Here is a 26,999-nt window from a genome sequence, read left to right on the forward strand (position 1 = left end):
AGGAGACATGATGCCCCGCCTCGTCCTGATCCGCCACGGCCAGTCCGCCTGGAACCTCGAGAACCGCTTCACCGGCTGGTGGGACGTCGACCTGACTCCGAAGGGCGAGCAGGAGGCGCGCGAGGCCGGCGAGCTGATGCGCGAGCGCGGGCTCGACTTCGATCTTGCCTTCACCAGCTTCCAGACCCGCGCGATCAAGACCTTGCACATCGCGCTCGAAGCGATGGGCCGGCTCTGGCTGCCCGAGGAGAAGGACTGGCGGCTCAACGAGCGCCATTATGGCGGCCTCACAGGCCTCGACAAGGCTGAGACCGCCGCCCGGCATGGCGATGACCAGGTCAAGCTGTGGCGCCGCAGCTTCGACGTGCCGCCGCCCTTGCCCGAGGAGGGCAGCCCCTGGGACCTCGCCAAGGACGTGCGGTACAAGGGCGTGCCGATCCCCCAGACCGAGAGCCTCAAGGACACGATCGCGCGCGTGCTGCCCTATTGGGAGGCCCGCATCGTCCCGGAACTTCGCGCCGGCAAGCGGGTGCTCATCTCGGCCCACGGCAATTCGCTGCGCGCGCTCGTCAAGCATCTGTCCGGCATCTCCGAGGCGGACATCAGCGGTCTGGAGATTCCGACAGGCCAGCCGATCGTCTATGAACTGGACGAGGGGCTGCGCGAGGTCGAACGCTATTACCTGAAGGATAGATGATCCTCCCCGGGACGGGGAGGTGGCGCGCGTAAGCGCGACGGAGGGGGCTCTGCACGCGCATTGTGGGCCTCGAGACACCCTCCATCAGCCGTCGGCCGGCCCCCACCCCCGTGCGGGAGAGGATCAATCAGTCTCGGCTCTTGGCCCGGCCGATGTTCCGGTCGGCGCGGCGCAGGACATCGTCGACGCTGTCGCCGGCCAGCACCGACGCGATGCCGATCGAGGCGGTCAGCATCACCAGGCTCCCGCCGAGATCGAGCGGCACCGAGGCGATGTAGCGGGCGATGCGTTCTGCCGTGTCGATCGCGCTGTTGTGGTCGAGGTGATCCAGGATCAGCGCGAACTCGTCGCCGCCGATGCGGGCGGCGAAATCGTTGGCGCGGATGAGCCCGCCAAGCAGGCGCGCGACGTGGATCAAGGCGGCGTCGCCAGCGAAATGGCCGTGCTTGTCGTTGACCGCATTCAAACATTCCAGGTCGATGTAGAGCACCGCCGCCTGAGTGCCGTGGCGGCTCGCCTGGGCGGTGACGCGCTCGAGTTCGCGAATGAAACGGCGGCGGTTCGGGAGCGGGGTCAGCGTGTCGGTGTCGGCGATCTGCTCGAGTTCCCCCAGCCGTTCGCGCGCTTCGACGAGCGAGGCGCGCAGCAGCGCATTCTGATCGGCAAGCTGCGCGATCATGGCGCGAGCGTCGGCGCTCACCTCCCCTTCCGGGAAGCGCGGGATGAAGCCTGCCTGATCCGCCATCTGCCTGTCCTTACAAACCGGGTGTTGCGCACAGGCTAGGCGGAAAGGGTTAACGCCGCGCTAAGCGCTCCGTTTGCGCAGGCGAAGGCCGGCGGTTAAGGGGTGGCGCTTCGCCGGGCGGAAGAACAAGCGAATGACAGACGAAGCGCTGGTCGGGATCATCATGGGCAGCCATTCCGACTGGGATACGATGCGCGGCGCCACCGACGTGCTGGACGAGCTCGCCGTTCCCTACGAGACCCGGATCGTCTCCGCTCACCGAACCCCCGACCGGCTTTACGACTACGCCAAGGCGGCCGCGGGCCGCGGTCTCAAGCTGATCATCGCAGGCGCCGGTGGTGCGGCCCACTTGCCCGGCATGGCGGCGGCGCTGACCAGGCTGCCGGTGCTGGGGGTCCCTGTCGAAAGCAAGGCGCTGTCCGGCTTGGACAGCCTGCTGTCGATCGTCCAGATGCCGGCCGGGGTGCCGGTCGGAACGCTCGCAATCGGCAGAGCGGGGGCGACCAATGCCGGTCTGCTCGCCGCCGCCATGCTCGCGACCCAGGACGATGCCCTGGCGGAGCGGCTGGAAGCGTGGCGGCGACAGCAGACGGACGGCGTCGCCGACAGTCCGGAATGATCGTCGCGCCGGGCGCCACGATCGGTATCGTCGGCGGCGGCCAGCTCGGGCGCATGCTCGCCATCGCCGCCGCCCAGCTCGGCTATCGCAGCCATATTTTATCACCCGAGGCGAGCGGCCCCGCGACGGAAGTGGCGGCGGCCTGGACGCGCGGCGACTATGACGATTGGGAGAGCATGCGGCGCTTCGGCGAAGCCGTCGACGTCGTCACCTACGAGTTCGAGAATGTCGACCCGCATACGGTGGCGGGGCTCGCCGGTTTCGTTCCGCTGCGCCCGTCCTGCCTGTCGCTGGATGTTTCGCGCTATCGCCCGAACGAGAAGCAATGCGCCGAGCGGATGGGTGGAGCCACGGCCCCGTGGCGTACGGTTCGCGACCCAGCGGAGCTTGCAGCGGCAGTGGATCAGCTCGGCACGCCCGCGATCCTGAAAACCTGCATGTTCGGCTATGACGGCAAGGGCCAGGCGCGCATCGATCGGCGGGAGGATGCGGACGGCGCCTGGCAGGCGATCGGCGCGCCATCCCCGCAGGACGCGAACAGCGCTCCGGCCATTCTCGAGAAGCGCGTCGACTTTCTTGCCGAGTTTTCCGTGATCCTGTGCCGCGGCGCGGACGGCGCGATCGTCGTCTGGGATACACCCGAGAACGTGCATCGCGGAGGCATCCTGGACACTTCCACCTTGCCTGCCCGGCCAGAGGTACTCGCTCAGGCCTCGGCGGCCGTCGAGCTTGCCAAGGGAATAGCTGAACAGCTCGGCCACATCGGCGTCCTCACCTGCGAGTTTTTCGCCACGGTCGACGGCCCAATCTTCAACGAAATGGCGCCCCGCGTTCATAACAGCGGGCACTGGACCATCGAGGGCGCGGTCACGTCCCAGTTCGAGAACCACATCCGCGCCATCTGCGGCCTGCCGCTCGGCGATGCAGGCCTTGTCGTGCCCAAGGTCCGGATGAAGAACCTGATCGGCGAAGACGCGGCTCGCTGGCGCGAAATCCTGTCCGACCCGTGCGCGCACCTCCACCTCTACGGCAAGGGCGAGACGAGGCCGGGCCGGAAGATGGGTCACGTGACCTGGCTTGGATAGGCCGCACTGCCGCTTCTCGATATGGGTGCTGAAACAAGTTCAGCATGACGAGTTCGGGTCAGAGCAGAGCGGCTAACAATCGCTCCCGCTCAACATCCTTCGGACGGCCGAAAAGGCGGCACATCCCGATCAGCTCCTCCACGCAAGGCACGAAGAGCTCGGTGTCCTCCAGTCGCACCTCCACCCGGCTGCTCGGCACCACCTCGCGCCAGCTCTCGCCGTCATGGACGTGGAAGCCGCCCATCACCTCGACCGCATAGTCGTCCAGTTCCAGCCGGCCGAACACGTCCGATCGGAACTTGTCGTGCATAGAGCCAGGCGCGGCCCCGCGCCCGTGCCGCTCGAGCAACCGTGCGGCATCGGCGCGGCTCATCAGCAAATCGATGTCGCCGACCTTCAGCGGCCCGGCCCCGTGCAGCGCCATGGCCGCGCTGCCGATGATCCACCAGGGGTCGCGCGCCCCGCGGGCCGCCTCGGCCACAAGGCCGAGCGCGGTCGCGAGCACAGGGTCCAATTGTTACCGCGTCCGCGGCGGCATACCGGGGGCCGCTTCCGGCTCCGCCGCGCGCAGTTCCACGGGCAAGCCGAGCTTGGCGAGCTGCGGCTGTACCTTGGCCGCCTCGCCGACCACCACCCAGACGAAATTCTCCGGCCTGATCGCCCGGCGCGCCGCCGCGTCGAGCTTGGCCACGGTCTGGCCCTGGTAGATGCTCGCCAGCGTCTCGTAATAATTGTCGGGACGCTTGTAGAGCACGTTGGTCTGCATCGCGTTCAGCACCGCCGGCGAGGTTTCGAAGCTGCCCGGCAGGCTGCGGATGTTGTTGGCGACGGTGCGTGCCAGTTCCGGCTCGCTGACGCCCTTGCTGGCCGTGAACTCGCGGACATTGCTCATCAGGGCGGCGAGCGAGTCCCCGGTCCGGTCCGCCTGGACCGGCGCGGAGATGATGTAGGGCACCGCCTCGACGCTGCGCTGCACCGTGCCGCGCACGCCGTACGACCAGCCCTTGGTCTCGCGCAGGTCCATGTTGATGCGCGACAGGAAGTTGCCGCCCAGGATGTCGTTCGCCGAGATGAGGTCGACGAGATCGTCGGTGCCACGGAACGGCGTGACCAGCCCTCCATAGATGATCGACTGGGGAGAGCCCGGCCGATCGATCAGCACCACGCGGGGCTTGGCGACCGGAATTTTCGCCGCGAAGCTCTTGGTGCCCTTGGCGCCGGCCGGTTTGGCCCAGTTGCCGAAGCGCTGGTCGAGCATCGGCCGAAGCTGTGCGAGCGGCACATCGGAGACGACGAAAATCTCCAGGTTGTCGGGCCGCAACCAGCGATCCTTGAACGCCACCAGATCGGCGCGCCCAAGCTTCGCGACCGCCGCCGGATTGCCGGAGCCGGAAGTCGCATAGGGGTGGTTCTCGCCATAGAGCAGGCCCGGCAGGGTGCGCTGCGCGATCCCGTTCGGGTCCTTCAGCTCCTGTGAGATCGCGGTCAGCTGCTGCGCCTTGACGCGCTCCACCTCGGCGGGCGCGAAGGCGGCGTTCTTGACGAGATCGGCGAGCAGATCGAGCGATGGCGCGAGGTTGGGGGTGAGCGCGTTCAGCGAAACGTTGGTCCGATCGATGGTCGCGCCAGCCGAGATGTTGGCGCCGAGCCGCTCCTGCTCTTCCGCGATCTGGACCGATGAGCGGGTCGTCGTGCCCTCGTCGATCAGGCCGAGCATCAGAGCCTGCGTGCCGCGCGCGCTGGTCGGATCGGCAGCCTGGCCGGCGTCGAACGACAGCGAGACGAGCGTGGTCGGCACCGCCGTGCGCTGCGCATAGTGAACCTTGACACCGTTCGACAGGGTCGCGTGCTGCACATCCGGAAAGTCGAGGCCGGTCAGCTGGCCGACATCGGGCATCCGGCGCTTGAAAGTGGAAGGGTCCTGCGGCTTCGTCGCCGCCTTGGTCGCCGCGGGAGCGGCGGCGGCAACCGTCTTGGCTTCCTCATAAGCTTCCCGCTCACCCGGAGCGAGGGTCAGCTTGAGCGGCGGGCGGCGCAGCCACTGCTGCATCGCCGCGCGCACCTGCGCCGGACTCGTCCGGGCATATTGGGCGAGCGTCTTCTTGTAGTAGAGCGGATCGCCCGCATAGACCTGCCCCTCGGCGAGCGCGACCGCCTTGCCGCCGAACCCGCCGACCTGCTCGAGGCCGCGCACCCGGGCGGCGACCTCGGTCGTCGCCGCGCGGGTGACTTCCTCAGGCCGGGGGCCTTCGGCGACGAACTGGGCGACGAGTTCGTCGAGGCGGCGCTCGACGAGCGCCGGATCGACGCCCGGCTTCACCGTCGCGGAGACGCTGAACAGGCCCGCGCGCTGGAACGGCGACAAGCCGGCGCTGACCTGGACGGCAATCTTCTCGTCGCGCACCAGCGCGTTATCGAGCCGTGAGCTGGATAGGCCGCCGAGTACCGAGCCCGCAATGTCGAGCGCCACCATCTGCTTGTCGAGTTGCCCCGGCACCGGCCAGTAGCGCGAGACGGTTGTCGCGGCGACGCGATCGCGCATGGTGAAAGCCTTGGGCGCTTTCAGCACCGGCACGCTCGCGGCGGCCGGCACGTTGACCGGCCCGCGCTTGATCTCGCCGAAATACTTTTCGACCAGCGGCCGGGCCTGCCGGGCGTTGATGTCGCCGGCCAGCACAAGCACCGCATTGTTCGGACCGTAATTGTCGCGGAACCACTGCTTCACGTCGTCGAGGCTCGCGGCATCGAGGTCGGCCATCGAACCGATCGGGGTATGGCGATAGGGGTGCCCCTCCGGGAACAGCTCCTCCAGCACCTTGTAGAAGACGAGACCGCCGGGCCGGTTGTCGCCCTGGCGCTTTTCGTTCTGAACGACGCCGCGCTGGTTATCGAGCTTCTCCTGCGTCACCGCGCCGAGCAGGTGGCCCATGCGATCCGATTCCAGGAACAGGGCCCGCTCGATGGCGGCGGTCGGCACCGTCTGGAAGTAGTTGGTGCGGTCAAAGCTGGTGGTGCCGTTATAATCGGTCGCGCCGATCTGCTGCAGAGGCTCGAAGAAGTCGCCCGGGCTGTTCTCCGATCCGTTGAACATCAGATGCTCGAACAAATGCGCGAAGCCGGTCTTGCCTTTGGGCTCGTCCTTGGAGCCGACATTGTACCAGACCGACACCGCCACCACCGGCGCCTTGCGGTCCTCATGGACCAGCACCTTGAGCCCGTTGGGAAGGGTGAAGCTCTCGAATGGGATATCGACCCGGCGGACCAGCTCCGCAACCGGCGCGGCAGGCGCGACCGGCATCGGCCGCGCCATCATCGGCCGGTTCATTGGCCCGGTCTGGGCAAGGGCGATGCCCGGGGTCAGGAACGCGGACGTGACAAGGAGCGGCAGCAAGCGATGGCGCATCAGGAATTCTCCGGGTGTATTGTGCGCGCAACATAGCGCTCGCGCGCCCGGAAGCAAGCAAGGATCGGGCCAGAAAATCCAGTAAAATCAAGGGCGGTATTCACGCTCCACATTGCCGCGGAGCATGGTGGGATCGAACAGCACCGGCTTGAGCTGGTGCCGGACGAACAAGGGCGCCTGATCGGCATAGTGAGGCGAGCCCGGCCGGCTGGACGCCCCGAACGGCTGCATGGAGCGCGAGCGGACCCGCCCCGCCCGATCCCAGCTCACGAACATGATGAAACTGTCGCCGTGCCGCACCTTGGCACGGCCGTCCTTCTCCAGGTCCCACAACGGGGCGGCGCGCAGCACGTCGGGGCCGCCGTCGAGCGGAAGATCGGTCTTGCCCCGGCGCAGCCGCAGCACGGCGCCGAGCGGCGGATCGAGCCGCCCCCAATGCTCGCGCAGATGGGCCGCGGCTTTTTCCAGTTCCTCGCGCGGATCGGGCGGAGCGAGGCGGCGATAATGCTGCCGGTTCGCCGGGCGCATCACCAGCAAGGCGAGCGCATCCGCCCTGCCCCGCCCCTCCAACGTCCAGTCCCAGCCGGCGATCAGCGCCTGCGCCTCCCGCAGCCCGGGATCGCCGCTGAGCTCGAGCGCCGCGATCCGGCGCAGCCAGGAGCCGGCATAGCTGCGGCGGCTGAACGCCGTATCATATTTGATCCGTTCCAGCTCCGCTTCGCTGATCGAGCTGTCGGCTTCCATCAGCTCGATCGAGCGCAGCCCGCGATTGGTGAAGTCCGTCTCGATCCCGAGCAGCGGCGAAAACGCGCTTGGCTGCAGCTCGTCGCCCGGCCCGGCTGCCTGGAATGGCGTGTTGTTGGCGTTGATCAGGTAGCCGCTCGCCGGGTTCACCAGCCGCGGCACCCGATCGAACGGCAGCGAGCGCGTCCACAAAGCGTCCGACCGGTCGCCCGGCAGCAGCTTGTCCCACGCGAAGCCTGGCCGCCGCTCCGGAAACAGTCCGTTGTAGAACAATGCGATGTTCCCTGCCGCGTCCGCATAGATGAAGTTGGTCGCAGGCACCCCCTGGATCGCCATCGCCCCCTGCCACTCGGCGAAGCTGCGCGCCTTGTTGAGCCGGAAATATTGCTCGATCATCTTGAGCTGGTCGGCCCCGGCATAGCGGATCGCGAACGCGCCCTTGTTGTTCACGATCACCGGCCCGTGGACCGACCTGTAGATGGTTCGCGGCACCGGAAGCACCGCCGGCCCCATGTCGACCTTCAGCCAGATTCGCCGCGACTGGAGCGGCAGCCACTTTCCGTCGAACAGGTAACGGTCGCCCGCCTCGTTCAGCCGGAGCTTGTAGACGTCGATCAGGTCCGGCCGGTTGACCGTGTTGGTCCAGCCAAGCGTGCGATTGTGCCCGAGCAGCGGAAAGGGCGAGCCGGGAAACAGCGCCCCGGCAAAGTCCCAGCCTTCCCGGCTATGCACCACCGCCTCGTACCAGGCCACTCCGCCGGTCCAGGGCTGGTGCGCGTTGGAGACGAGCCGCGTCGCCCCGTCCGCCGAGCGCGACGGCGCGACCGCAAAAGCATTGGAGCCTTTCTCGATCTCCGCCGGCCCGGCCGGCGTGACGTTGGGCGCATCATGCAAGGGCGCGCCCCGCTCGGGCCTCATCTCCTCATTCTTGACCAGCGCCTCCAGCACCGTGTCGAGCCCGAAGAAGAAGGGCGAGCGCAGGACAAAACCCGCCGCCACGTCCTTGCCGTCGATCGGGAACAGGCCCGCCAGCCGCGCCTCGCCCGGATGCTTCTCGACATAGCGGTTGAGCCCCGCCGCGTACGCGTCGAGCAATGCTCGAACGTCCGCCGGCTGTTTCAGGTAATCGCGGTCCACCGTCGCCCGCACGTCGAGCAAAGCCGCGACATAGTCCGTCGCCGCCCCGCTCTGGCCGGTCAGCGCGCCGAGCCGGCCGCGGGTCATCGCCATCACTTCTTCGAGCGTCCCGAAATCATCCTCCGCATGAGCGTAAGCCAGGCCATAAGCCACGTCCTCATCACGCGTGCCGAAGATGTGCGGCACCCCGAACCGATCGCGCACGATCCGCACGTCGTAGCGGCCCGCGGGCGGAGGAGCCGCGCGATACGTCCCGATCGGCTCCCACAGGCTCAGCGCAATCACGGCGAGCACCAGGAGCAGCGCGAGCGCGCCGAGCACCTTCCACCGCCGTCCCCTCACCCGCACCATGCCTACTCTGTTGCATGAAGAGACTCGCTCTTTCCAGCACAACGGCACACCTCGTCATTCCCGCCAAGGCGGGAATCCCGCTTCTTTCTGGAGGCGAGCAACAAGCGGGACCCCCGCCTCCGCGGGGGTGACGAGAACCGAGAATGCGGCTAGCGCATCAACGACTTACCGGAGCCCGACCATGCGCCTGATCCCCGCCGCCGCCCTTGCCGCCCTCAGCCTCGCCAGTCTCGGCCAGGCGCAACCGCAGTCGCAAGCGGCCGAACCAGCCTTCACGCCCGAGGGCTTCCGCGCCCATGTCGAGTTCCTCAGCCACGACCTGCTCGAAGGCCGCGACACCGGCACGCGCGGCTACGACATCGCCGCCCGCTACGTCGCCACCCGCTTCCAGTCGCTCGGCCTCAAGCCCGGTGCCGGTGACAGCTGGTACCAGCAGGTCCCGTTCGCGCTCGCCAATCTTGGGAGCGAGGCGCCCCGCGTCACCATCGGCGGCCGCACCTTCACCCACGGCCAGGAGGTGCTCGTCGGCCCGACCGCGCTCGAAGCCAATCAGAGCGTCGAAGGGCCGGTGGTGTTCGTCGGGTACGGGCTCGACAGCCCCGCCAACGGCTTCAACGATTATCGCGGCCTGGACGTTCGCGGAAAGATCGTCGCCACGTTGAGCGGCGTGCCCATGGGCACTCCGAGCGAAATGGGCGCGCATCTCAATGCCGAGAAGGGCCGCATGGCCGAGAAGAACGGCGCCATCGGCACCATCACCATCCCGACCCGCGCCGACCATGAGCGCCGCCCCTGGGCCCGCCGCGTCGAACTCTCCAAAGGCCCGTCGATGAACTGGATCGGCCAGGACGGCCGCGCCTTCTCGCGCGCGCCCGGCATCCGCACCGGCGCGACGCTCGACACGGCCGCCGCCGAGGCGCTGTTCGCCGGGTCGCGCCGATCGCTTTCCGCGATCCTCGATGAGGCGGCACTCGAAGGCGGCAAGCCGAAGGGCTTTACGCTGAAACCGACCGTGAAGATCGAGCGGCAGAGCGAGATCAGCCGCATCTCCAGCCCCAACGTCCTCGCCGTCATGCCCGGCTCGGACCCGCAGCTTGCCAACGAATATGTCGTGCTGATGGCCCATCTCGACCATGAAGGCGTCGACCCCGATCTCCAGGGCGACAAGATCTACAATGGCGCGATGGACAATGCGACCGGCACCGCCACTTTGCTCGAGGTCGCGCGCGCCATGGCCGCGTCCGGCACCCGGCCCAAGCGCTCGATCCTGTTCGCCGCGGTGACGGCGGAGGAAGACGGCCTGCTCGGCTCGGAATATCTCGCGCGCCATCCGGTGGTGGGCAACGGCAAGGTGGTCGGCGTCGTCAATCTCGACATGCCGGTTCTGCTCTACGACTTCCAGGACGTGATCGCATTCGGGGCGGATCATTCCACCCTCGGCCCGATCGTCGCCCGCGCCGTCGGCCAGGCCAACGTCAAGCTCTCGCCCGATCCGCTGCCGCAGGAGAATCTGTTCACCCGCTCCGACCATTACCGCTTCGTGCAGGCGGGCGTTCCGTCCGTGTTCCTGATGACCGGCTTCGGCGCCGAAGGCGGCGCCAAGTTCCGCGACTTCCTCGCCACCCACTATCACAAACCGAGCGACCAGACCGACCTCCCCTTTGACTGGAACGCCGCCGCCAAGTTCGCCCGCATCAACTACCTGATCGCAAACGAGATCGCCAACGCGCCGGAAGCGCCGCGCTGGTACGCTGACAGCTTCTTCGGACAGGCGGTGGGCGGAAGCCAGCCGAGGGCGACACGGGCGCGGTAAGCGCATCGACCACCCAGGAACGGCGCTTTCTCCCTCGCTGCCCCGGACTTGATCCAGGATCGCGCTGAGGCTCTGCACGAATTCTCCTTACCCGCGGCATCAACCCTGCAACGCGCGCCCCTAGGCCAAAGTCCTGAATCGCGCACGAGGGAGTGCTTGCAAATGAGCGTGACGAAGTCTCTGAAAGTCGCTGTCTATGCCGCTGCCTGCGCGATGCCGATCATGATGACCTCCGGGCCAGGAACCGCCCGGGCGGAGACTCCCGCGCCGACCAGTTTCAAGTCCGCAGCCGAGGCCCTTCTTACCGCTTCCTTTCCGGCGGACGGTCCTGGAGCGGCGGTGATCGTCACGCGCGGCGGGCGCACGCTTTACAGCTCCGGACGCGGGCTCGCCGATCTCGAGACGAGGCTGCCGATTACGCCCGACACCGCGTTCAAGCTCGGGTCCATAGTCAAGCAGTTTACCGCCGCGACCGTCCTCCAGCTGGTGGCCGAAGGCAAGATCGGTTTGGACAATCCGATCTCCCGTTTCTTCCCCGATTTCCCGCAGCCGGGGGGTAGCGCCACCATCGGGCAACTGCTCAACCACAGCTCGGGCATCCAGGATTTCAGCAAGATCCCCGGCTTCATGGGCAGTGAGCCGACAATGCGGCCCAACAGCACTGCGGACCTCCTCGCCGTCACCCGAAGCCGCCCCTCCCCGTCGGAGCCCGGTCACCGCTGGGAATATAATAATGGCGGTTACGTCGTGCTCGGTGCGATCATCGAACATGTCACCGGCACGGCCTGGCACGAGGCGATCTCCGACCGGATCGCGCGGCCGCTGGGGCTGAAGTCGCTCACCTATGCGGCGACTGGCGAGTCCGATCCGGCCAGGGCGCGCGGGTACAGCTTGCAAGGCGGGCAGCAACTTCCTGCGCGGGGCGTCCACATGAGCGTCGCCCATGCCGCTGGCGGTCTGGTCGGCAGCGCGCGCGACCTGGCGAAGTGGGCGGATGCGCTCCACGGCGGCCGGGTGGTGACGGCTGACTTGTACCGCGAGATGATCCAACCGGCGCGACTGGCCGACGGGTCGACCCAGCCTTACGGCTTCGGGCTCCGCCTGCAGGAGCTTCGCGGGCGCAAGGCCCTGGTCCATGGCGGATCGGGCCGTGGCATCGACACGGACAGCATCTATCTTCCCTCGGAGGATCTGTTTGTCGCGGTGCTTGCAAACAGCGACGATCCGGCCACGGACCCGAGTACGCTCACCCGGCGGCTGGCCGCGATCGCCCTGGGCGAGCCTTTTCCGTCCTTCACCCGCGCAGATGTGCCCATTGTCCAGGTGGAGCCGCTGTTCGGGAGCTACAGGCTGGCCAGTGGCGGCGCGTTCGAGTTCTTCGGCCGCGACGGCAAGTTCTACATGATGCGCGGCGAGAACCAGATGGAGGCTCTGCCTGGCGGCGACGACCGGTTCTTTTTCGGACCGGACGTGCTGACCTGGGTCAGGTTTGTGCGTCAGGCGAACGGCGCCCATTTGCTGGAGGTGCACGAAGTGAGCGCTGCCCAGCCGGAGCGGGCCGTTCGCGCCGGGCCGCCCACGCCGCCGCTGGCGATCGCTGCGGCGGTGCTGCAATCCTATGTCGGCACCTATGCAACGGAAGGTCCGGTCGTGACGGTCGCATTGGCCGAAAACGGCTCGCTCACGATCGCGCCTGCCGGCCAGCCGCCGCTGCCCATGCGCCCGGTCTCGGAAACGGAATTCCGCGTCGACGCCGCCGGTTTCCGGGTCGTCTTCCACCGGGAGGAAGGCGATGTGAACCACCTCACCCTGCACCGCGGCGCGCGGGAACTGCACGGTCGACGTAGCGGAAACTGAGTTTGGGGCGCTCGGCAGAAAAGCATCTCCCCCGCCGACGCGCCGGGTCCAACTGCAAACTTCCGGGGGCGTGATCACCTCTTGTGTTGCACAAATACAACACTACATGCTCCTTCGAAGGAGAGACAGGGGTATATGAATCTCGAAAAATTCACGGAGCGGGCGCGTGGCTTTCTGCAATCGGCGCAGACCGTCGCCGTCCGCAACAACCACCAGCGCATTCAGCCGATCCACCTTTTGAAGGCTCTGCTCGAGGACGAGCAGGGCATGGCCGCCGGCCTTATCACCCGAGCGGGAGGCAGCGCGGAAGCGGCGCGGCGGGAGACGGACGAGGCGCTCGCCAAGGTGCCCGCGGTATCGGGGAGCGGCGCCACGCAGGCGCCGGGTCTGGATGGGGAGACCTTGCGGGTGCTCGACTCTGCGGAGCAGATCGCGACCAAGGCAGGCGACAGCTACGTCACCGTCGAGCGGATGCTGATTGCGCTTACCCTCGCCACCACGACCAGCGCCGGCAAGGCGCTCGCCGATTCGGGCCTCAAGGCTGACGCGCTCAACGCCGCGATCAACCAGCTGCGCGGCGGTCGCACCGCCGACACGCAGTCCGCCGAGGACCGCTACGACGCCCTCAAGAAGTTTGCGCGCGACCTCACCGACGCCGCCCGCGCCGGCAAGCTCGACCCGGTGATCGGCCGCGACGAGGAGATCAGGCGCACCGTGCAGATCCTCGCCCGCCGCACCAAGAACAATCCGGTGCTGATCGGCGAGCCCGGCGTCGGCAAGACCGCGATCGCCGAAGGCCTCGCATTGCGCATCGCCAACGGCGACGTGCCGGACAGCCTCAAAGACCGGCGGCTGATGGCGCTCGACATGGGCAGCCTCATCGCCGGCGCGAAATATCGCGGCGAGTTCGAGGAGCGGCTGAAAGGCGTCCTCGACGAGGTGAGGCAAGCCGAGGGCGACATCATCCTGTTCATCGACGAGATGCACACGTTGATCGGCGCCGGCAAAGGCGAAGGCGCGATGGACGCGTCGAACCTGCTCAAGCCCGCGCTTGCCCGCGGCGAGCTGCACTGCATCGGCGCGACCACGCTCGACGAATATCGCAAGCATGTCGAAAAGGACCCGGCGCTGCAGCGGCGCTTCCAGCCCGTCTTCGTCGGCGAGCCGACTGTCGAGGACACGATCTCGATCCTGCGCGGCCTCAAGGAGAAGTACGAGCTCCACCACGGCGTGCGCATCACCGACGGGGCGATCGTGTCAGCGGCGACACTCAGCAACCGCTACATCACCGACCGCTTCCTGCCCGACAAGGCGATCGACCTGATGGACGAAGCCGCCTCGCGCCTGCGCATGGAGGTGGAATCGAAGCCGGAGGAGATCGAGAATCTCGACCGGCGCATCATCCAGCTCAAGATCGAGCGGGAGGCGCTCAAGCGCGAGACCGACCGCGCGTCGAAGGATCGGCTCGCCACGCTTGAAGAGGAACTCGCCAACCTCGAGCAGCAATCGGCCGAACTCACAGGGCGGTGGCAGGGCGAGCGCGAGAAGATGCAGGCGGAGGGCAAGCTCAAGGAGCAACTCGACGCCGCCCGGCTCGAACTCGACCAGGCGCAGCGGGCGGGCGACTTGGCCAGGGCGGGCCAGATCGCCTACGGCACCATCCCGCAGCTCGAGCGGCAGATCGCCGAAGCCGAAGCGATCGGCGCGGGCGCGATGCTGCGCGAAGAGGTGACCGGCGAAGATATTGCCGGCATCGTCTCGCGCTGGACCGGCATTCCGGTCGACAAGATGCTTGCCGGCGAGCGCGAGAAGCTGCTGAACATGGAGGCTCAGCTCGGCCGTCGCGTGATCGGCCAGCGGGCCGCTGTCGAAGCGGTCTCCCGCGCCATCCGCCGCGCCCGCGCCGGGTTGCAGGACCCGAACCGGCCAATGGGCTCGTTCCTGTTCCTCGGCCCGACTGGCGTCGGCAAGACCGAGCTCACCAAGAGCCTCGCCGAATTCCTGTTCGACGACCCGCACGCGATGGTCCGCATCGACATGTCGGAGTTCATGGAGAAGCACAGCGTCGCCCGCCTGATCGGCGCGCCTCCCGGATACGTCGGTTATGAGGAAGGCGGCGTGCTGACCGAAGCCGTCCGCCGCCGCCCCTACCAGGTCGTGCTGTTCGACGAGGTCGAGAAGGCGCACGGCGACGTGTTCAACGTGCTGCTGCAAGTGCTCGACGATGGCCGCCTGACCGACGGTCAGGGCCGAACGGTTGATTTCACCAACACGATCATCATCCTGACCTCGAACCTCGGCAGCCAGTATCTGTCGAGCCTGACCGACGACGAGCAAGTCGAAAAGGTCGAGCCGCAGGTGATGGAGGTCGTGCGCGGCCACTTCCGGCCTGAGTTCCTCAACCGCCTGGACGAGATCATCCTGTTCCATCGCCTGGCGCAGGAGCATATGGGCCCGATCGTCGACATCCAGGTCGCCCGTGTCGGCAAGCTACTCGCCGACCGCAAGATCGTCCTTGAGCTCACCGAAGGCGCCCGCAACTGGCTCGGCCGCGTCGGCTATGATCCGGTCTACGGCGCGCGGCCGCTGAAGCGCGCGGTGCAGAAATATCTGCAGGATCCGCTGGCCGATGCGCTGCTTCGCGGCGAGGTCAGCGATGGGGAGGCAATCACGATCGAGGAGGGCGAAGGTCGCCTCGCCCTGCGTTCCGCCAGCGCGCCGGCGGCTGCGGAGCCGGCTGGACTTGAAGCGGCCTAAGCGGCATCGATCGTCTGCATGAGGGCGATCGACGTCAACAGCCTGTTCGCGCGCGCACAGCAAAGCTTCGGCGCGGGCCATGTCGATCGTGCCCGCGCAGAGCTCCTCGACGTGCAGCGCCTCGCCGGCGCTCACCCGGCCGTCCTGCACCTGCTGGCCCTGGTGGAGAAACGCCGCCGCGATCTCCCCGCCGCCCGCGTTGCGTTCGAGCGGGCGCTGGCGATGGCGCCGCGCGACCCGCAGATCAGCAGCAATTTTGCGAACCTGCTCGCCGAACTGGGTGAGCAGGAGAGCGCCCTCGCCTGCTACGGCCGCGCGCTCGAGCTCGCCCCCCATCACCACGAGGCGCGGTACAATCGCGCTCTCCTCCTCCAGAAGCTCGGCCGCCTCGATGACGCCCTGGCGGATCTTGACGCCGTCATCGCTGCGCAGCCCGGGGAGGCCAAGGCCCACTCCGCCCGCGGGTCCGTTCTTCGCGCGCTCCGCCGGCTGGACGAGGCGGCGCGCGCTTACGACGCCGCTCTGGCCCTCGATCCGAAGCGCGTCACCGCGCTTCATGGACGGGCCCGGGTGGCGATGGAGCGGGGCGATCCTGATGGCTCCGACCATTACCGGAGAGCGCTGGCCGTGCGGCCCGACGATCCGGAGCTCTCGCTTGGTCTGGCCGAAGCGCTGGAGGCGGAGGGCCGGCCCGGCGCAGCGGACGTGCTCGGCGGCGTAGTCGCTCGGCACCCGACATGGACCGAGGGCCAGGAATCGCTGGCTCGCATGCGCTGGGAAGCTGGACAGGGCGAGAGCTTCACCCGCGATTTCGAGCAGGCGGTGAAGCTGCACCCTCGGAATCGCGCCTTATGGCTGGCCTATGCGTCCGCGCTCGCGGCCGCGGGCTTCTCCGGCCGGGCGGCCGACGTCGCAGCGGAAGCACGAACGGCGTCGGGAGAAGACCCGAGCCTTCGGCTGCTGGAGGCGATGCATGCTTCCGAAGCGGGCGAGCTGGCCCGCGCGGACCGGCTGTTCGACGAGCTCCCGCGGGACATGCGCGGCCGGAGCATTCTGGAAATTCGCCACCGCGTGCGGACGGGCGACTATCCGCGAGCGCTCGCACTCGCCGATCAGGCGCTGGCCGAGGAGCCTTGGGATATCGGCGCCTGGGCCATGACTGGTCTGCTTTGGCGGCTGACCGGCGATCCGCGCGCGGAGTGGCTGCTTCTGCAGCCTGGCCTGGTCAGCACCCGGGCGCTTGAGCTCACTCCCGAACAAATCGACATGATCGCGCACCGGCTGCGCGGTCTCCACACCACCCGCGCCCACCCGATCGGACAATCGCTGCGTGGGGGGACGCAAACGCGCGGCCGCTTGTTCGAGCGCGACGAGCCGGAAGTCGTACTGCTCCGAGACGCCATACGAGCCGCCGTTGATCGCCACTGGAACGATCTCCCGCCAACCGACCCGCGCCATCCGCTCCTCCGCCATCGCGATCGGCAACCTCGGTTCGACGGCTCCTGGTCGGTCCGGCTCACCGGCGGCGGCTTCCACATCTCCCACATCCACCCCCGCGGCCTGCTCTCGTCAGCCTGCTATCTGGTCGTGCCAAAGGGCGCGACGGAACAGGAAGGGTGGCTTGAGGTCGGCGGCCGCCCTGATGCACTGCCCGTTCCGATCGAGCCAATTCGCCGGATCGAACCCACCCCAGGCCGCCTTGCTTTGTTCCCAAGCTACATGTTCCACGGGACCCGCCCCTTCTCCGCGGGCGAGCGGCTGACAGCGGCGTTCGACATATCGGTGAGCTGACCTTGGCTGTTCAAAGCTGCCGAGACGGCACCCTCGCCATCCCGTGGGGAAAAGAAAGGGGCGGCGAACCGAAGCTCACCGCCCCAAAAAAAGCCCGCCTTAGCTGCTCTTAGAAGCGGATACTTGCCGAAACGAAGAAGTCGCGGCCCAACGGGTCGTAGGTCGACGTATACGTATTGGCCTGCTCCTGGTTGGTGCCGAGCAACGGCGGCTGCTTGTCGAGAATGTTGTTCACACCCATGGCAAGCGTGAAGTTATCGCCGATGTCGAAGGCCGCCGACAAGTCGAACAGGTCGTACGCGCCGATCCGCTCAACCGTGTAGAAGGTCTCGTCGTCGTCGTCACGAACGGCGCTGAGGTGCCGCCAACGGCCGCTAAGAGTAACCGGTCCGTCGATGAGGGTCAGCCGGCTCGTCCACTTGAACTTGGCATAAGGCTCATCGCAGAACGAGATGCCGAACCGACCCCGGCATTCCGTGACCAAATCCGGCGTTAGCGGAGACGGACGGAACCTGTACCGGTCGAGATAAGTTCCGGCGAAGGCGAAGTTGAGGCGCGATTCCTCCCCGCCGATCAGGCTGAACCCAAGCGGCTGCGAATAATCAATCTGAAGATCGATGCCGCGCGTTTCAAGCGACGCCGTGTTCGCGTTCAGAAGGACGGGAAAGAACGGATCGGTGATCTCGCCGCTTTCCGGATCGCGCGCGCCGACGAAGGTCTGGCAGAACGGACTGCTGATATCCTGAACGACGTTATAGCAGATGTCCAAGGTGTTGTTCAGGCCACCGCCGAACACGCTGATCGCATTGTCCACCGTGATGTCATAGCCGTCGATCGCGATGTTCAGGCGCGGGATGAAGGACGGGCGGATCACCGCGCCGAGCGTGTAAGTCTCGCTCCGCTCTTCCTCCAAGTTCGGGTTTCCGCCGAACAGGGCCTCGATCTGCGACTGCGTCTGAACCAGCTCGTTTCCGACCAGCGCCGCGGGCACGCCGGTCTGAATGCAGAGCTGGCGCACCGTCGCGTTGGTGGCAGCAGAGGCCTGCGCGCAGGGATCGGTCGCAGACGGGAAGCCGTTGGACTGACCGCCGAACAGTTCGGACACATTGGGCGCGCGGATGGCGCGCTGATACTGACCTCGAAGCGTGACGTCCCGGATCGGAGCCCAGGTCACGCCCGCGGAATAGGTTTCCACGCCGCCCACGGCCGAGAGCGAGTAATCCGAGTAGCGGAACGCGCCTTCGAGCGTAAGCTGATGGAAGAATGGCCGCTCCGCGATGATCGGAACACGGATTTCGACGAAAGCTTCCTTGACGTTGTAGCCGCCGGCGGTGGCCTGTCCGAAGTTCGGGCCGATGATGTCGCCGCTGCCCGAAACGGGATCGGGACGATATTCGCTGCTGACCGAGCGATACTCAACGCCGGCTGCAAAACCGATGTCCTCGGCGCCAAGGCCGAAGTTGCCGAAAGTGCCGGAGAGCGAACCGGACGCAACCTGAAGCTGCGAGATGTCCGTGTTCGAGGCGGAAACGGTGATTTGCTGCACCATGGCCGGGGTCAAGGTGCCGGGCCCGAAGATGTTGATTGGAGTGCCGACGCCGTTGAGACCATTCTGGAACGCCGTCCGAGAAACGCCGCCAGTCTGAAGCTGTGAGTTCCTCGTCCGCGCAAACAGGTAGTAAGCCTCGTAATTCAGATTATCGGTGATGTCCCCCTTCAAACCGGCGAGAACGCGGAAAGCGTTGCGCTCGTCCTCGTTGAACCGCGAACTGGCCTCAAGCGTGCGGCGGTTGGTATTCAGACGTACAATGCCGTTGTTTTTATTGGTCCCAGTCTCATTGGCATCGATGTCCTGAAGCTGCGCGCAGTTCGCCGCGTTGATGAACTGGCAGGTCTGGGCGACATTGAAATCGAACGTGCCCGTCACCGGAGTGGCGGCCAGGACGGTGGTGACCACGTTGTTGACGTAGGTCACCTCAGTGAACACGTTTAGGGCGTCGTTGATCTCGAACTCGCCATAGCCGCCAAGCAGGAAGCGCTCCTGCGGGACCATGATATAGTTTTCGGGAGCGAAGTTGTACGCATCCGTGACGCTGCTGAATTGCCGTGCGGGTCCACCGGCCACGTCGAACTGAGCACCAGTTCCATTGAAGAAGCCGCGCGGACCGGCTGAACCGGTGTAACGGAAACGGCCGAACTGGTTGGTACCAGAACCGGCGGCACCGAAGCCCGGCTCGCCAGTGGCGCAGCTGCCTGCGTTGGCGCCAGTCTGAATAATCGAGCCGACTACGGTGCCGATGCGCGTGCGCGGATTCACGGTCGCCGGGTCGACGCAGACGTCAATGCCTGTTGCCTGGCTGGTCGAGAAACGGGAGAAATCGCGGTCCAGCTGGAAGATCGGCTCGCGCTTGAAATATTCGCCAAACGCGACGACGCTGCCACGGCCGTCGGCGGTCTTGGCGCCGACCGCCAGGTGCGCTCCGTAGCGACGACCGTCGCCTTCCTCGGTAATGGAGTACTGAGTGCCCGCCTTGAAGCCTTCGAGATCGGTCTGGAGACGGAAGTTCACCACGCCGCCGACAGCGTCCGATCCGTAAACCGCCGAAGCGCCGCCGGTCACCACGTCAACGCTGTCGATCAGGAACTGCGGGATGGTATTGACGTCGACCAGCTGGTTCACATCGTAGAATACGTAGCGACGGCCGTTGACCAGGATCAGGGTGCGGGTGTTGCCCAGACCACGGAGGTCGAGGGTCGCGACGCCGCCGCCCGGATTATTGGAGAAGCCGCCGGTGCTCGGATAAACCTGAGGAAGCTGGTTCAGCACCTGCTCAACATTGACGGCGCCGGAAAGGGTGAATTCCTCATCCTGCACAACCGCGAGCGGACTGGTCGAGGTAAGGTCGCGCCGCTGAATGCGCGAGCCGGTCACGACGATGGCGCCCTGTTCCTCGGCATTATCGGTCTGGTTCTGCATCGCCTCTCCTCCGGTCGCATCCGGAACCGGGGAAGTCGTGCTTTCCTGAACGTCATCGTCCGCCGGCTGCGCCCAAGCCGGGCTGACCATACCGAGCGAGCTGATGAGCAGAGTCGACGTCAATAGCCGCTGCCGAAGATTTGATCGCATTCTAAGTCCCCTAACATTGACGGCGCGCCGTCGAAGCTCCCTCACCGGCCGTCCCTCTGCTGGGGGACGTGTCCGAGCTGTTCATCACGCAGCAAAAGCGGCCGAGCAGCCGATTTCAGGACCGGGAATAGGACACAGCGCGGCGGCAACGCAATCAGGCTCATTGCACAGACGGAACTTACCATCCCGGTGTAGCAAAAAGGTCACAAAGCCGGGGCCCAGCGCTGTCCTTGACCAGGTCTTGCGGGGAGCTTAGCCCCGGGCCTGTGGGAGCATCTCGTTTCGCGCTGAACCCGCGGCTCGACCGTGAGCGGCTTGCCGAGGACTTCGCCCGGCGTGGTCGCCTCCATATACCCTCGTTTCTGGACGCAGACGGGGGCGATCCCCTGCTGCAGCATCTGAAGGCGCGGGACGACTGGCGATTGGTCATCAACCAGGGTGAAAAGCTGTTCGAGCTCGAGCGCAAGGCGCAAGCACAACTCACCCCGGTTCAGCTCGAACAGCTGGAGACGGCGGTCCGGCAAGCAGCTCGCCAGGGCTTCCAGTTCAGGTTCGAGACCATCCGCGTGCCCGATCCGGAGCAGGAGCGGGCAAAGGAAGGGAGCTTGTTGTCTGAACTGGCGATCTTCCTGTCGTCCTACGAAGTGCTCGGCTTCTTCCGCCAGGTGACCGGGCGCCCCGAGATCGCCTTCGCGGACGCGCAAGGCACCGCTTACGGCCCCGGCCATTTTCTCACCGTCCATGATGACGAAGTTGCGGGCAAGGATCGTGTCGCCGCCTATGTTCTGAACCTGACGCCCGAATGGCGCATCGACTGGGGCGGGCTGCTGATGTTTCACGGCGCCGACGGGCATGTCGAGGAAGCCTACGCGCCGCGCTTCAACGCGCTCAACATCTTCTCCGTCCCCCAGGCGCATAGCGTGAGCTACGTGACGCCTTTCGTCCCCAATCGGCGCTACGCCGTCACTGGCTGGCTGCGGGCCTCGCCAAAGCCCTAGCGCTTGCCAGATTGGGGCAGCTCCATCTAGCTTGCCGGAAATTGGGAGCGGGATGTCGATGATGAAGCGGATCTACGTCGCGGCGCTGGCCGCCGGTTTCATGCTGCCGGCTCCGGCGATCGGCCAAGCGGCGAAACAGGAACGGCCGGCGCTGCTCAAGAACCTGACCGGATGCCGGACGATCGCGGAATCGACCGCGCGCCTGGCCTGTTTCGACCGCGCTGCGGCCGCGATCGACCAGGCGGAAGCGCGCAAGGATCTGGTGGTGGTGGATCGCGATCAGCTCCGCACGACACGCCGAACTCTGTTCGGTCTGACGCTGCCGAACCTTTCGGTATTCGGCGACGACAGCGACACCGAGGAGGGCGTCTCCCGGATCGAATCTACCATCAAGGCGGCATACCCGAATGCTTATGGTCGCTGGATCCTGACGCTGGCGGATGGCGCGCAGTGGGAGCAAGCGGACAGTCGCAGCCTCGCGTCTGAGCCCCGGCCAGGCCGCAGCATCAAGATACGCAAGGCTGCAATGGGCTCCTACCTCGCCAATATCGATGGCCAGACGGCGATCCGGGTTCGACGAATGCGCTAACCGATCGCTCGAACGGCCGCACGTTCCGGTTCGGAAAGAAGCGGGTTCCAGACATCCAGGATCAGGATGGCGCGAGGCTGGTTGCTGTCGTTCCAGGCTTCGTGCTCGATGGTGTCGTCAAATACCCAGGCCTCGCCGGGCCGCCATTCTCGCGTTTCCGATCCGACCCGGAACCCGCAACGCTCCGGAACCACCAGGGGCAGGTGAACTGTGGCCCGGACATTGCTGCTGCCCGTGTGCGGCGGAATCCGCGTCCGCGGCTTCAGGATAGAGAACATCACGGTGGGCGCCTTGCCCGGTATGTCCAGCAACGGAAGGGCTCGCGCAGCCGCTGCAGTTGCCGGGCAACGAGCAAGATTCTCCTGAACCGGCTCGCCGTTCTCCCATAGGAAATAAGCGCTCCAAGCCGGCGAGTGGTTGAGCGCGGCCCATTGATTGGCCGGCACAGAGGCGTCGAAACGTACGTAAGGGCGGGAACCCGTCTCCTCTGCCCAAATCGCCATCAGTTCGCATCGGATCGCCTCCGTCGCGTTCTCAAGCGTCTCCATCCACGGGAAATGCGTGCGCGGGAAGAATTCGAGCGCCGGGAGATAAGGGAAGTGCCCGGCCGTGGGCTGCTGCTGGAACACCCTTCGCCGGCCTGCCAACTGGTCCGCGTAGGCGCGCACCCGGCTTAGATCCTCCTGAGGAAACAGTGCTACGACCTGTTCTAGCGAACCCGACAGTAAACCCGCACGGGCCTTGTCGGCTGCCTCGACCCGCTCGCGCGCGTGCGCCAGGACTTGGAGCACGGGTGCCGGCAAGTCGGTCCGGTCCCCCACCGTCGCCAGCATGGCCCGGTAAACCCGCACCGCGTCTGTGTTGCGGCCCAGCCGCTCCAGGGCTTGCCCCTTCTTGAACAGGGCCGGCAGCAGATAGGGTTCGATGGCGAGCGCCCGATCGAGCGCGGCGATCTCATCTTCAAAGCGGCCTGCACTGCGATGCGCTTCGGCCAGGTTGAGCCAGACCGGAGGGGCCTGCGGACTGAGTTGCGCGGCCCGCGCAAGATGATCGACAGCCGCGGTCGGATCGCCGCCGCCGAGCGCGATCAGCCCGAGCGAATTGTAAGCCGGGGCACAGGCCGGATCGGCCGCGACCAACTCTTCCAGGAGGCGCTTGGCGCCCGTCGCGTCGCCCCGCCGGCGTGCCTCCGCAGCCTGGGCGAGCAATTGCTGGCTGGGCGCCGTCATGGTCCGCTCATCGCCCCGGCAAGCGCCTGGGGGTCGATGCGGGCGTCGCGCCACTTCATGCTCCAGTGAAGGTGCGGACCGGTGGCTCGGCCGGTGGCGCCCACGGTTCCGATCAATTGGCCCTGGCGCACCGTCTGCCCGACCCGCACCGCTTGGCTGGCGAGGTGGAGAAAGGCGCTGTTGAGGCCCCCGCCGTGATCGATGATCAGAAGATTGCCTTCCAGGCTGAAGGAGGGCGGGCCGGCGAGAACGACCACGCCGTCGGCTGGCGCGACCACCGGTGCGCCGGCGCCCGAAGCCACGTCGACGCCGCTATGAAAGGAGGCCGGTTCGCCGCGATAGATGCGCTGCGATCCGAACCGGCCGCTGATCCGGCCACGAGCAGGCCAGATGAACGGCTGGCGCCAGCCGTCACTGGCGGCGCCCACCGCTCGTGCGGCGGCGATGCGGGCGAGTTCGGCTTCGCGACGACGCAGATATTCCTCACTCGGCCCGGCCGGCCGGCGCGCGACGTTGATATGCTCGATGCGCCACGAGCGCGGCAGGATCTGCAAGGCTTGCCGCGCGGTGCGGCCGTCGGTGAGGCGGGCTTCGAGTAATGCACTCTGCGGGGCATCGCGATCGAAGCCGATGACGAAGCGCCGGTCGGGCGCAAGCGGAACCGGCTTCCCGTCCAGCGTGACCTGCGCGGCGCCGAAAGGCGCGACGCCCCGGACCAGCGCTCCCTGCTCGACTTTGCCTTGCAGGATGAAGGGCGCAACCGGGCTCGGGGCAATTTGCGGCGCTTGGAACGCAGCCGTTCCCGTCGCCCCGATTAGGAGCGCAAGCCCCAGCATCCGGGTCATCCCCGTTCTGCCCTGACGGAAGCTTCGACGCCGGCATAGGCTTCCTGGCGGGCGACGCTCCAATAGCGCAGCTCCTCGAGCGGTATGCGCGCCCCCGTGACCGCGCAGATGACATGATCGCCCGGGCTCATCACCCGGTAGGTGCCCGCCAGATAGTGCAGCCGGGCAAGCCGGCCCTTGTTCGACATCAACATCCTGCGCGCGCCTCAGAACAGCTTGGGCTGCTCGGCCTTGGGCGGCATGTAGGCGGGGCGGCGGGAGCGCTCAAGCCCGCCGACCGCTGCGTCGACCTTGCCATCCGCAAAGGCGAGCCGGAGCTTGCCCGCGGTCCGTGCCGCATCGGCCGAGGTCAGGGTCTTGCCCTCGCGATCCTCCACTCGGGCATATCCCTTTTCCAGCGGCTTGTCGGGATGGAGCTGGGCCGCGAGCCGCCACAGGCCGTCCAGCGCGCGCCGTCCGTCCTCGATGCGGCGGGTCACCAATGCCGGAACGAGCCGAACCGCCCCGAGCCGCTCGCGCGACCGCCGCAACCCGGCATCCAGCAGCGAGGGCCGAAGCGCGCCGGCGGCCTGGCCGAGATCGGCGCGGGCATGGCCAAGGCATGCGCCGAGCGCGCGGGGAAGGCGTTCGGACATGTCGTCAAAGCGTTGCCGCTGGGGCGCAAGCAAGGCCTCCTGCGCCGGCAGTCGCCGGGCGGTCGTTTCAAGCTGCTCGCCCGCGCGCTCGATCTTCCGAGCGGCGCAGCGCCCGGCGCGGTGCTCCAGTTCGCGCAGCTGGGCGAGCAGGTCATTGCGCACCGGCACCGCCAGCTCGGCCGCTGCGGTCGGCGTCGGCGCGCGCACATCGGCGGCGAAGTCGCACAAGGTGGTGTCGGTCTCGTGCCCGACCGCCGAGATGGTCGGAATGGCCGAGTCCGCCACGGCGCGGACCACCTCCTCCTCGTTGAACGCCCACAGATCCTCGATCGAGCCGCCGCCGCGGGCCACAATCAGCAGGTCCGGCCGCTGCGACCCAGAGAAGTTTGGCGCGTTGAAGCCGCGCACCGCCGCCGCGACCTGGGCCGCGGCGCCCTCCCCCTGCACCGCCACCGGCCAGACGACGACGTGCGTCGGGCACCGATCGGCCAGACGGTGGAGAATGTCGCGGATAACCGCGCCCGTCGGCGAGGTGATCACCCCGATCAGCTTCGGCAGAAACGGCAGCAACTGCTTGCGATCCGGGTCGAACAGCCCCTCCGCCGCGAGCGCCCGCCGGCGCTTGTCGAGCAGCGCCATCAGCGCGCCCTGCCCGGCCAGCTCCAGCCGATCCACGACGATCTGATATTTCGAGCGGCCCGGATAGGTCGTCAGCTTGCCGGTCGCGACCACCTCGATCCCGTCCTCGGGCCGGAAGCGCAGCATGTTCGCGCAGCCCTTCCAGATCACCGCGTCCATGCAGGCGCGATCGTCCTTCAGGGTGAAGTAGCAATGGCCCGAGCCGTGGCGCTTGAAGCCGGAGATTTCGCCACGCACCCGGACATGGCCGAACGCGTCCTCGACGGTGCGCTTGAGCGACATGGAGAGTTCGGACACGCTCTGGGCGGGCGCATTGTCGCCCCTTGTCTCGGTCGCTAACAGCCCGTCTGCGGCTGGAGGAAGCAAGTTCATGAAGGTTCTGCTCATCGGGGGCGGCGGGCGCGAACATGCGCTGGCCTGGAAGCTTTCGCAATCGCCGAAGCTTTCCAAGCTGTTCGCCGCGCCTGGAAATCCGGGAATAGCGGAACATGCCGAACTGGTCGACATCGATCCGGTTGATCATCAGGCGGTGCTGAGCTTTTGCACCCGGGAGCGGATCGATCTGGTGGTGATCGGCCCGGAGGCGCCGCTCGTGTCGGGTCTCGGCGACGCGCTGAGGGCGGGCGGCGTGGCGGTCTTCGGCCCCGACAAGGCCGCCGCGCAATTGGAGGGTTCGAAGGGCTTCACCAAGGACCTTTGCGCGAGGGCCGCCATTCCCACGGGGCGCTATGTGCGGACCCGTAACCCAGCGGCGCTGGACGACTTTGGCTTACCGGTGGTGGTCAAGGCGGACGGGCTTGCCGCCGGTAAGGGCGTGATCATCGCCGAGACCCGCGCCGACGCAGAAGCCGCATTGGCGTCGACTGAGGGCGATGCCGTAATCGAGGAGTTTCTCGAAGGCGAAGAGGTCAGCTTCTTCGCCCTGACCGACGGAGTCACGGTGCTCCCCTTCGGCTCCGCCCAGGATCACAAGCGCGTGGGCGACGGCGATACAGGCCCGAACACCGGAGGCATGGGCGCCTACAGCCCCGCCTCCGTGTTGACGCCCCAACTGGAAAAGCGGGTGATGGACGAGATCGTCCGCCCCACCGTGCGGGCGATGGCCGAGGCGGGCACGCCCTATTCGGGCGTGCTCTACGCCGGCCTGATGCTGACTGCCGACGGCCCCAAGCTGATCGAATATAATGCGCGCTTCGGCGACCCGGAATGCCAGGTGCTGATGATGCGTCTGGAAAGCGACCTGCTGGACCTGCTCCTCGCCGCAGCCGCGGGTCGGCTCGACAAAGCCGAGCCGCCGCGCTTCTCCGACCGGGCGGCGCTGACGATCGTGATGGCCGCCACCGGCTATCCGGGCACGCCTGAAAAGGGCGGTCCGATCGGCGGGGTGGAGCGGGCGGAGGCGAACGGAGGGAAGGTCTTTCACGCCGGAACCGCTGTTCGAGGCGGCGCCCTGGCCGCCAATGGCGGGCGGGTGCTCGGCGTGACGGCGCTTGGCGCCAGCGTCGCGGGGGCGCGCGAGGCCGCCTACCGGGCCGTCGACGCGATCGACTTCCCCTCCGGCTTCTTCCGCCGCGATATCGGCTGGCGGGAACTGGCGCGCGAACAGCGATGAGAGGTCTTTCTGCGGGGGTCGCGCTGGCCCTGGGCGGCTGCGCGACGCCATCCAACCCGCCACCGTCCAGCGTGGCTTATGCCTGGGTCGCTTTCGACGCGAGCGGCGTCCGGAGCAGCGGCGCTTCGGGCCTGGCCGACCGGGCGGCCCGGCGGCAGCTGACGATCGACGATCCGGTACGGATCGCCTCCGTGTCGAAGCTGGTGGTCGCGCTCGGCGTGATGCGGCTGGTGGAAGCGGGCCAGCTCGATCTCGACGCCGACGTGTCCGAACAGCTCGGCTGGCGCCTGCGCCACCCCAACTATCCGGACGTGCCGATCACGCTG

19 protein-coding genes and 1 pseudogene are annotated in these 26,999 nt (G+C 67.1%); 11 read left to right on the forward strand and 9 right to left on the reverse strand.

All coding sequences use genetic code 11. The features are described 5' to 3' along the window. Positions 1-10: 10 nt before the first annotated feature. On the forward strand, positions 11-697 hold the full coding sequence (gpmA, locus tag VF631_RS12645) for a 2,3-diphosphoglycerate-dependent phosphoglycerate mutase (RefSeq protein WP_431850668.1): 687 nt from the start codon (positions 11-13) through the stop codon (positions 695-697). A 127-nt stretch (positions 698-824) separates the two neighbouring features. Here gpmA and VF631_RS12650 read toward each other — a convergent pair whose 3' ends face one another. Further along, positions 825-1,442 (reverse strand): GGDEF domain-containing protein, encoded by a 618-nt coding sequence (locus tag VF631_RS12650; RefSeq protein WP_431850669.1) that lies wholly within the window; start codon positions 1,440-1,442, stop codon positions 825-827. A 133-nt stretch (positions 1,443-1,575) separates the two neighbouring features. Between VF631_RS12650 and purE the strand changes: the two genes are divergently transcribed. Further along, positions 1,576-2,061 (forward strand): 5-(carboxyamino)imidazole ribonucleotide mutase, encoded by a 486-nt coding sequence (gene purE, locus VF631_RS12655; protein ID WP_431850670.1) that lies wholly within the window; start codon positions 1,576-1,578, stop codon positions 2,059-2,061. Then, entirely contained in the window at positions 2,058-3,146 is a 1,089-nt protein-coding gene (locus tag VF631_RS12660) for a 5-(carboxyamino)imidazole ribonucleotide synthase (protein ID WP_431850671.1), read from the forward strand. The genes purE and VF631_RS12660 overlap by 4 nt, the downstream gene beginning before the upstream one ends. A 58-nt stretch (positions 3,147-3,204) precedes the next feature. On the opposite strand, the gene VF631_RS12665 is transcribed toward VF631_RS12660, so the two are convergent. The 3 genes from VF631_RS12665 to VF631_RS12675 all read right to left on the reverse strand — a co-directional run bounded on the left by VF631_RS12665 (position 3,205) and on the right by VF631_RS12675 (position 8,781). Further along, on the reverse strand, positions 3,205-3,651 hold the full coding sequence (locus VF631_RS12665; protein WP_431850672.1) for a hypothetical protein: 447 nt from the start codon (positions 3,649-3,651) through the stop codon (positions 3,205-3,207). Between the two features lie 12 nt (positions 3,652-3,663). Beyond that, on the reverse strand, positions 3,664-6,549 hold the full coding sequence (locus VF631_RS12670) for a M16 family metallopeptidase (protein ID WP_431850673.1): 2,886 nt from the start codon (positions 6,547-6,549) through the stop codon (positions 3,664-3,666). A gap of 87 nt (positions 6,550-6,636) precedes the next feature. Next, positions 6,637-8,781 carry an acylase gene (locus VF631_RS12675; RefSeq protein ID WP_431850674.1) on the reverse strand — a complete coding sequence of 715 codons (2,145 nt, stop codon included), beginning with the start codon at positions 8,779-8,781 and terminating at the stop codon, positions 6,637-6,639. A 181-nt stretch (positions 8,782-8,962) separates the two neighbouring features. Here VF631_RS12675 and VF631_RS12680 point away from each other — a divergent pair, with 181 nt between their 5' ends. The 4 genes from VF631_RS12680 (at position 8,963) to VF631_RS12695 (ending at position 16,999) form a co-directional block, all read left to right on the forward strand. Beyond that, positions 8,963-10,594 (forward strand): M28 family metallopeptidase, encoded by a 1,632-nt coding sequence (locus tag VF631_RS12680; protein WP_431850675.1) that lies wholly within the window; start codon positions 8,963-8,965, stop codon positions 10,592-10,594. A 162-nt stretch (positions 10,595-10,756) separates the two neighbouring features. After that, positions 10,757-12,451: a serine hydrolase domain-containing protein gene (locus VF631_RS12685; protein ID WP_431850676.1), complete on the forward strand. Its 1,695-nt coding sequence runs from the start codon at positions 10,757-10,759 to the stop codon at positions 12,449-12,451. A gap of 135 nt (positions 12,452-12,586) precedes the next feature. Then, entirely contained in the window at positions 12,587-15,208 is a 2,622-nt protein-coding gene (clpB, locus tag VF631_RS12690; protein ID WP_431850677.1) for an ATP-dependent chaperone ClpB, read from the forward strand. A gap of 18 nt (positions 15,209-15,226) precedes the next feature. Then, complete coding sequence (locus VF631_RS12695) at positions 15,227-16,999, forward strand: tetratricopeptide repeat protein (protein ID WP_431850678.1); 1,773 nt, start codon at positions 15,227-15,229, stop codon at positions 16,997-16,999. 109 nt (positions 17,000-17,108) lie between these two features. Here the strand turns inward: VF631_RS12695 and VF631_RS12700 are convergent, their stop codons facing one another. Further along, the gene (locus VF631_RS12700) at positions 17,109-20,066 is read right to left on the reverse strand and encodes a TonB-dependent receptor domain-containing protein (protein ID WP_431850679.1); all 2,958 of its coding nucleotides are present in this window, start codon (positions 20,064-20,066) and stop codon (positions 17,109-17,111) included. 326 nt (positions 20,067-20,392) lie between these two features. Here VF631_RS12700 and VF631_RS12705 point away from each other — a divergent pair, with 326 nt between their 5' ends. Together VF631_RS12705 and VF631_RS12710 are read left to right on the forward strand one after the other, a co-directional pair. Beyond that, positions 20,393-21,124 carry a 2OG-Fe(II) oxygenase gene (locus tag VF631_RS12705; RefSeq protein WP_431850680.1) on the forward strand — a complete coding sequence of 244 codons (732 nt, stop codon included), beginning with the start codon at positions 20,393-20,395 and terminating at the stop codon, positions 21,122-21,124. Positions 21,125-21,182: 58 nt separating this feature from the next. Beyond that, positions 21,183-21,713: a hypothetical protein gene (locus VF631_RS12710; RefSeq protein WP_431850681.1), complete on the forward strand. Its 531-nt coding sequence runs from the start codon at positions 21,183-21,185 to the stop codon at positions 21,711-21,713. Here VF631_RS12710 and VF631_RS12715 read toward each other — a convergent pair. Genes VF631_RS12715 through xseA form a run of 4 tightly spaced genes read right to left on the reverse strand, consistent with a single transcriptional unit; the run spans position 21,710 to position 25,433 of the window. Beyond that, on the reverse strand, positions 21,710-22,942 hold the full coding sequence (locus VF631_RS12715) for an aspartyl/asparaginyl beta-hydroxylase domain-containing protein (RefSeq protein ID WP_431850682.1): 1,233 nt from the start codon (positions 22,940-22,942) through the stop codon (positions 21,710-21,712). The two genes, VF631_RS12710 and VF631_RS12715, sit on opposite strands and share 4 nt — an antisense overlap. Beyond that, positions 22,939-23,787, reverse strand: coding sequence for a M23 family metallopeptidase (locus VF631_RS12720; RefSeq protein WP_431850683.1), 849 nt, complete (start codon positions 23,785-23,787; stop codon positions 22,939-22,941). Before VF631_RS12720 ends, VF631_RS12715 begins: the two co-directional genes overlap by 4 nt. After that, complete coding sequence (locus tag VF631_RS12725; protein ID WP_431850684.1) at positions 23,784-23,981, reverse strand: DUF2093 domain-containing protein; 198 nt, start codon at positions 23,979-23,981, stop codon at positions 23,784-23,786. Before VF631_RS12725 ends, VF631_RS12720 begins: the two co-directional genes overlap by 4 nt. A gap of 12 nt (positions 23,982-23,993) precedes the next feature. After that, a complete protein-coding gene (gene xseA, locus VF631_RS12730) occupies positions 23,994-25,433 on the reverse strand; it encodes an exodeoxyribonuclease VII large subunit (protein ID WP_431850685.1) in 1,440 nt (479 codons plus the stop codon). Here xseA and purD point away from each other — a divergent pair. Both purD and VF631_RS12740 read left to right on the forward strand, forming a co-directional pair. After that, positions 25,432-26,673, forward strand: a complete 1,242-nt coding sequence (purD, locus tag VF631_RS12735; protein WP_431850686.1) for a phosphoribosylamine--glycine ligase — start codon at positions 25,432-25,434, stop codon at positions 26,671-26,673. The genes xseA and purD overlap by 2 nt on opposite strands. Then, positions 26,670-26,996, forward strand: a pseudogene (locus VF631_RS12740) (serine hydrolase); the annotation flags it as partial. The gene purD and the pseudogene VF631_RS12740, both read left to right, overlap by 4 nt. Positions 26,997-26,999: the final 3 nt, after the last annotated feature.

It is taken from the genome of Allosphingosinicella sp. (assembly GCF_036387615.1).
Taxonomy (GTDB): Bacteria; Pseudomonadota; Alphaproteobacteria; order Sphingomonadales; family Sphingomonadaceae; genus Allosphingosinicella.

What these genes read in the sequence shown, in the direction of transcription:
- gpmA (WP_431850668.1), top strand. Translation starts at nt 11, where the DNA reads ATGCCCCGCCTCGTCCTGATCCGCCACGGCCAGTCCGCCTGGAACCTC.
- VF631_RS12650 (WP_431850669.1), bottom strand. Translation starts at nt 1,442, where the DNA reads ATGGCGGATCAGGCAGGCTTCATCCCGCGCTTCCCGGAAGGGGAGGTG.
- purE (WP_431850670.1), top strand. Translation starts at nt 1,576, where the DNA reads ATGACAGACGAAGCGCTGGTCGGGATCATCATGGGCAGCCATTCCGAC.
- VF631_RS12660 (WP_431850671.1), top strand. Translation starts at nt 2,058, where the DNA reads ATGATCGTCGCGCCGGGCGCCACGATCGGTATCGTCGGCGGCGGCCAG.
- VF631_RS12670 (WP_431850673.1), bottom strand. Translation starts at nt 6,549, where the DNA reads ATGCGCCATCGCTTGCTGCCGCTCCTTGTCACGTCCGCGTTCCTGACC.
- VF631_RS12675 (WP_431850674.1), bottom strand. Translation starts at nt 8,781, where the DNA reads ATGGTGCGGGTGAGGGGACGGCGGTGGAAGGTGCTCGGCGCGCTCGCG.
- VF631_RS12680 (WP_431850675.1), top strand. Translation starts at nt 8,963, where the DNA reads ATGCGCCTGATCCCCGCCGCCGCCCTTGCCGCCCTCAGCCTCGCCAGT.
- VF631_RS12685 (WP_431850676.1), top strand. Translation starts at nt 10,757, where the DNA reads ATGAGCGTGACGAAGTCTCTGAAAGTCGCTGTCTATGCCGCTGCCTGC.
- clpB (WP_431850677.1), top strand. Translation starts at nt 12,587, where the DNA reads ATGAATCTCGAAAAATTCACGGAGCGGGCGCGTGGCTTTCTGCAATCG.
- VF631_RS12695 (WP_431850678.1), top strand. Translation starts at nt 15,227, where the DNA reads ATGAGGGCGATCGACGTCAACAGCCTGTTCGCGCGCGCACAGCAAAGC.
- VF631_RS12700 (WP_431850679.1), bottom strand. Translation starts at nt 20,066, where the DNA reads ATGGTCAGCCCGGCTTGGGCGCAGCCGGCGGACGATGACGTTCAGGAA.
- VF631_RS12710 (WP_431850681.1), top strand. Translation starts at nt 21,183, where the DNA reads ATGATGAAGCGGATCTACGTCGCGGCGCTGGCCGCCGGTTTCATGCTG.
- VF631_RS12715 (WP_431850682.1), bottom strand. Translation starts at nt 22,942, where the DNA reads ATGACGGCGCCCAGCCAGCAATTGCTCGCCCAGGCTGCGGAGGCACGC.
- VF631_RS12720 (WP_431850683.1), bottom strand. Translation starts at nt 23,787, where the DNA reads ATGACCCGGATGCTGGGGCTTGCGCTCCTAATCGGGGCGACGGGAACG.
- VF631_RS12725 (WP_431850684.1), bottom strand. Translation starts at nt 23,981, where the DNA reads ATGTTGATGTCGAACAAGGGCCGGCTTGCCCGGCTGCACTATCTGGCG.
- purD (WP_431850686.1), top strand. Translation starts at nt 25,432, where the DNA reads ATGAAGGTTCTGCTCATCGGGGGCGGCGGGCGCGAACATGCGCTGGCC.
- xseA (WP_431850685.1), bottom strand. Translation starts at nt 25,433, where the DNA reads ATGAACTTGCTTCCTCCAGCCGCAGACGGGCTGTTAGCGACCGAGACA.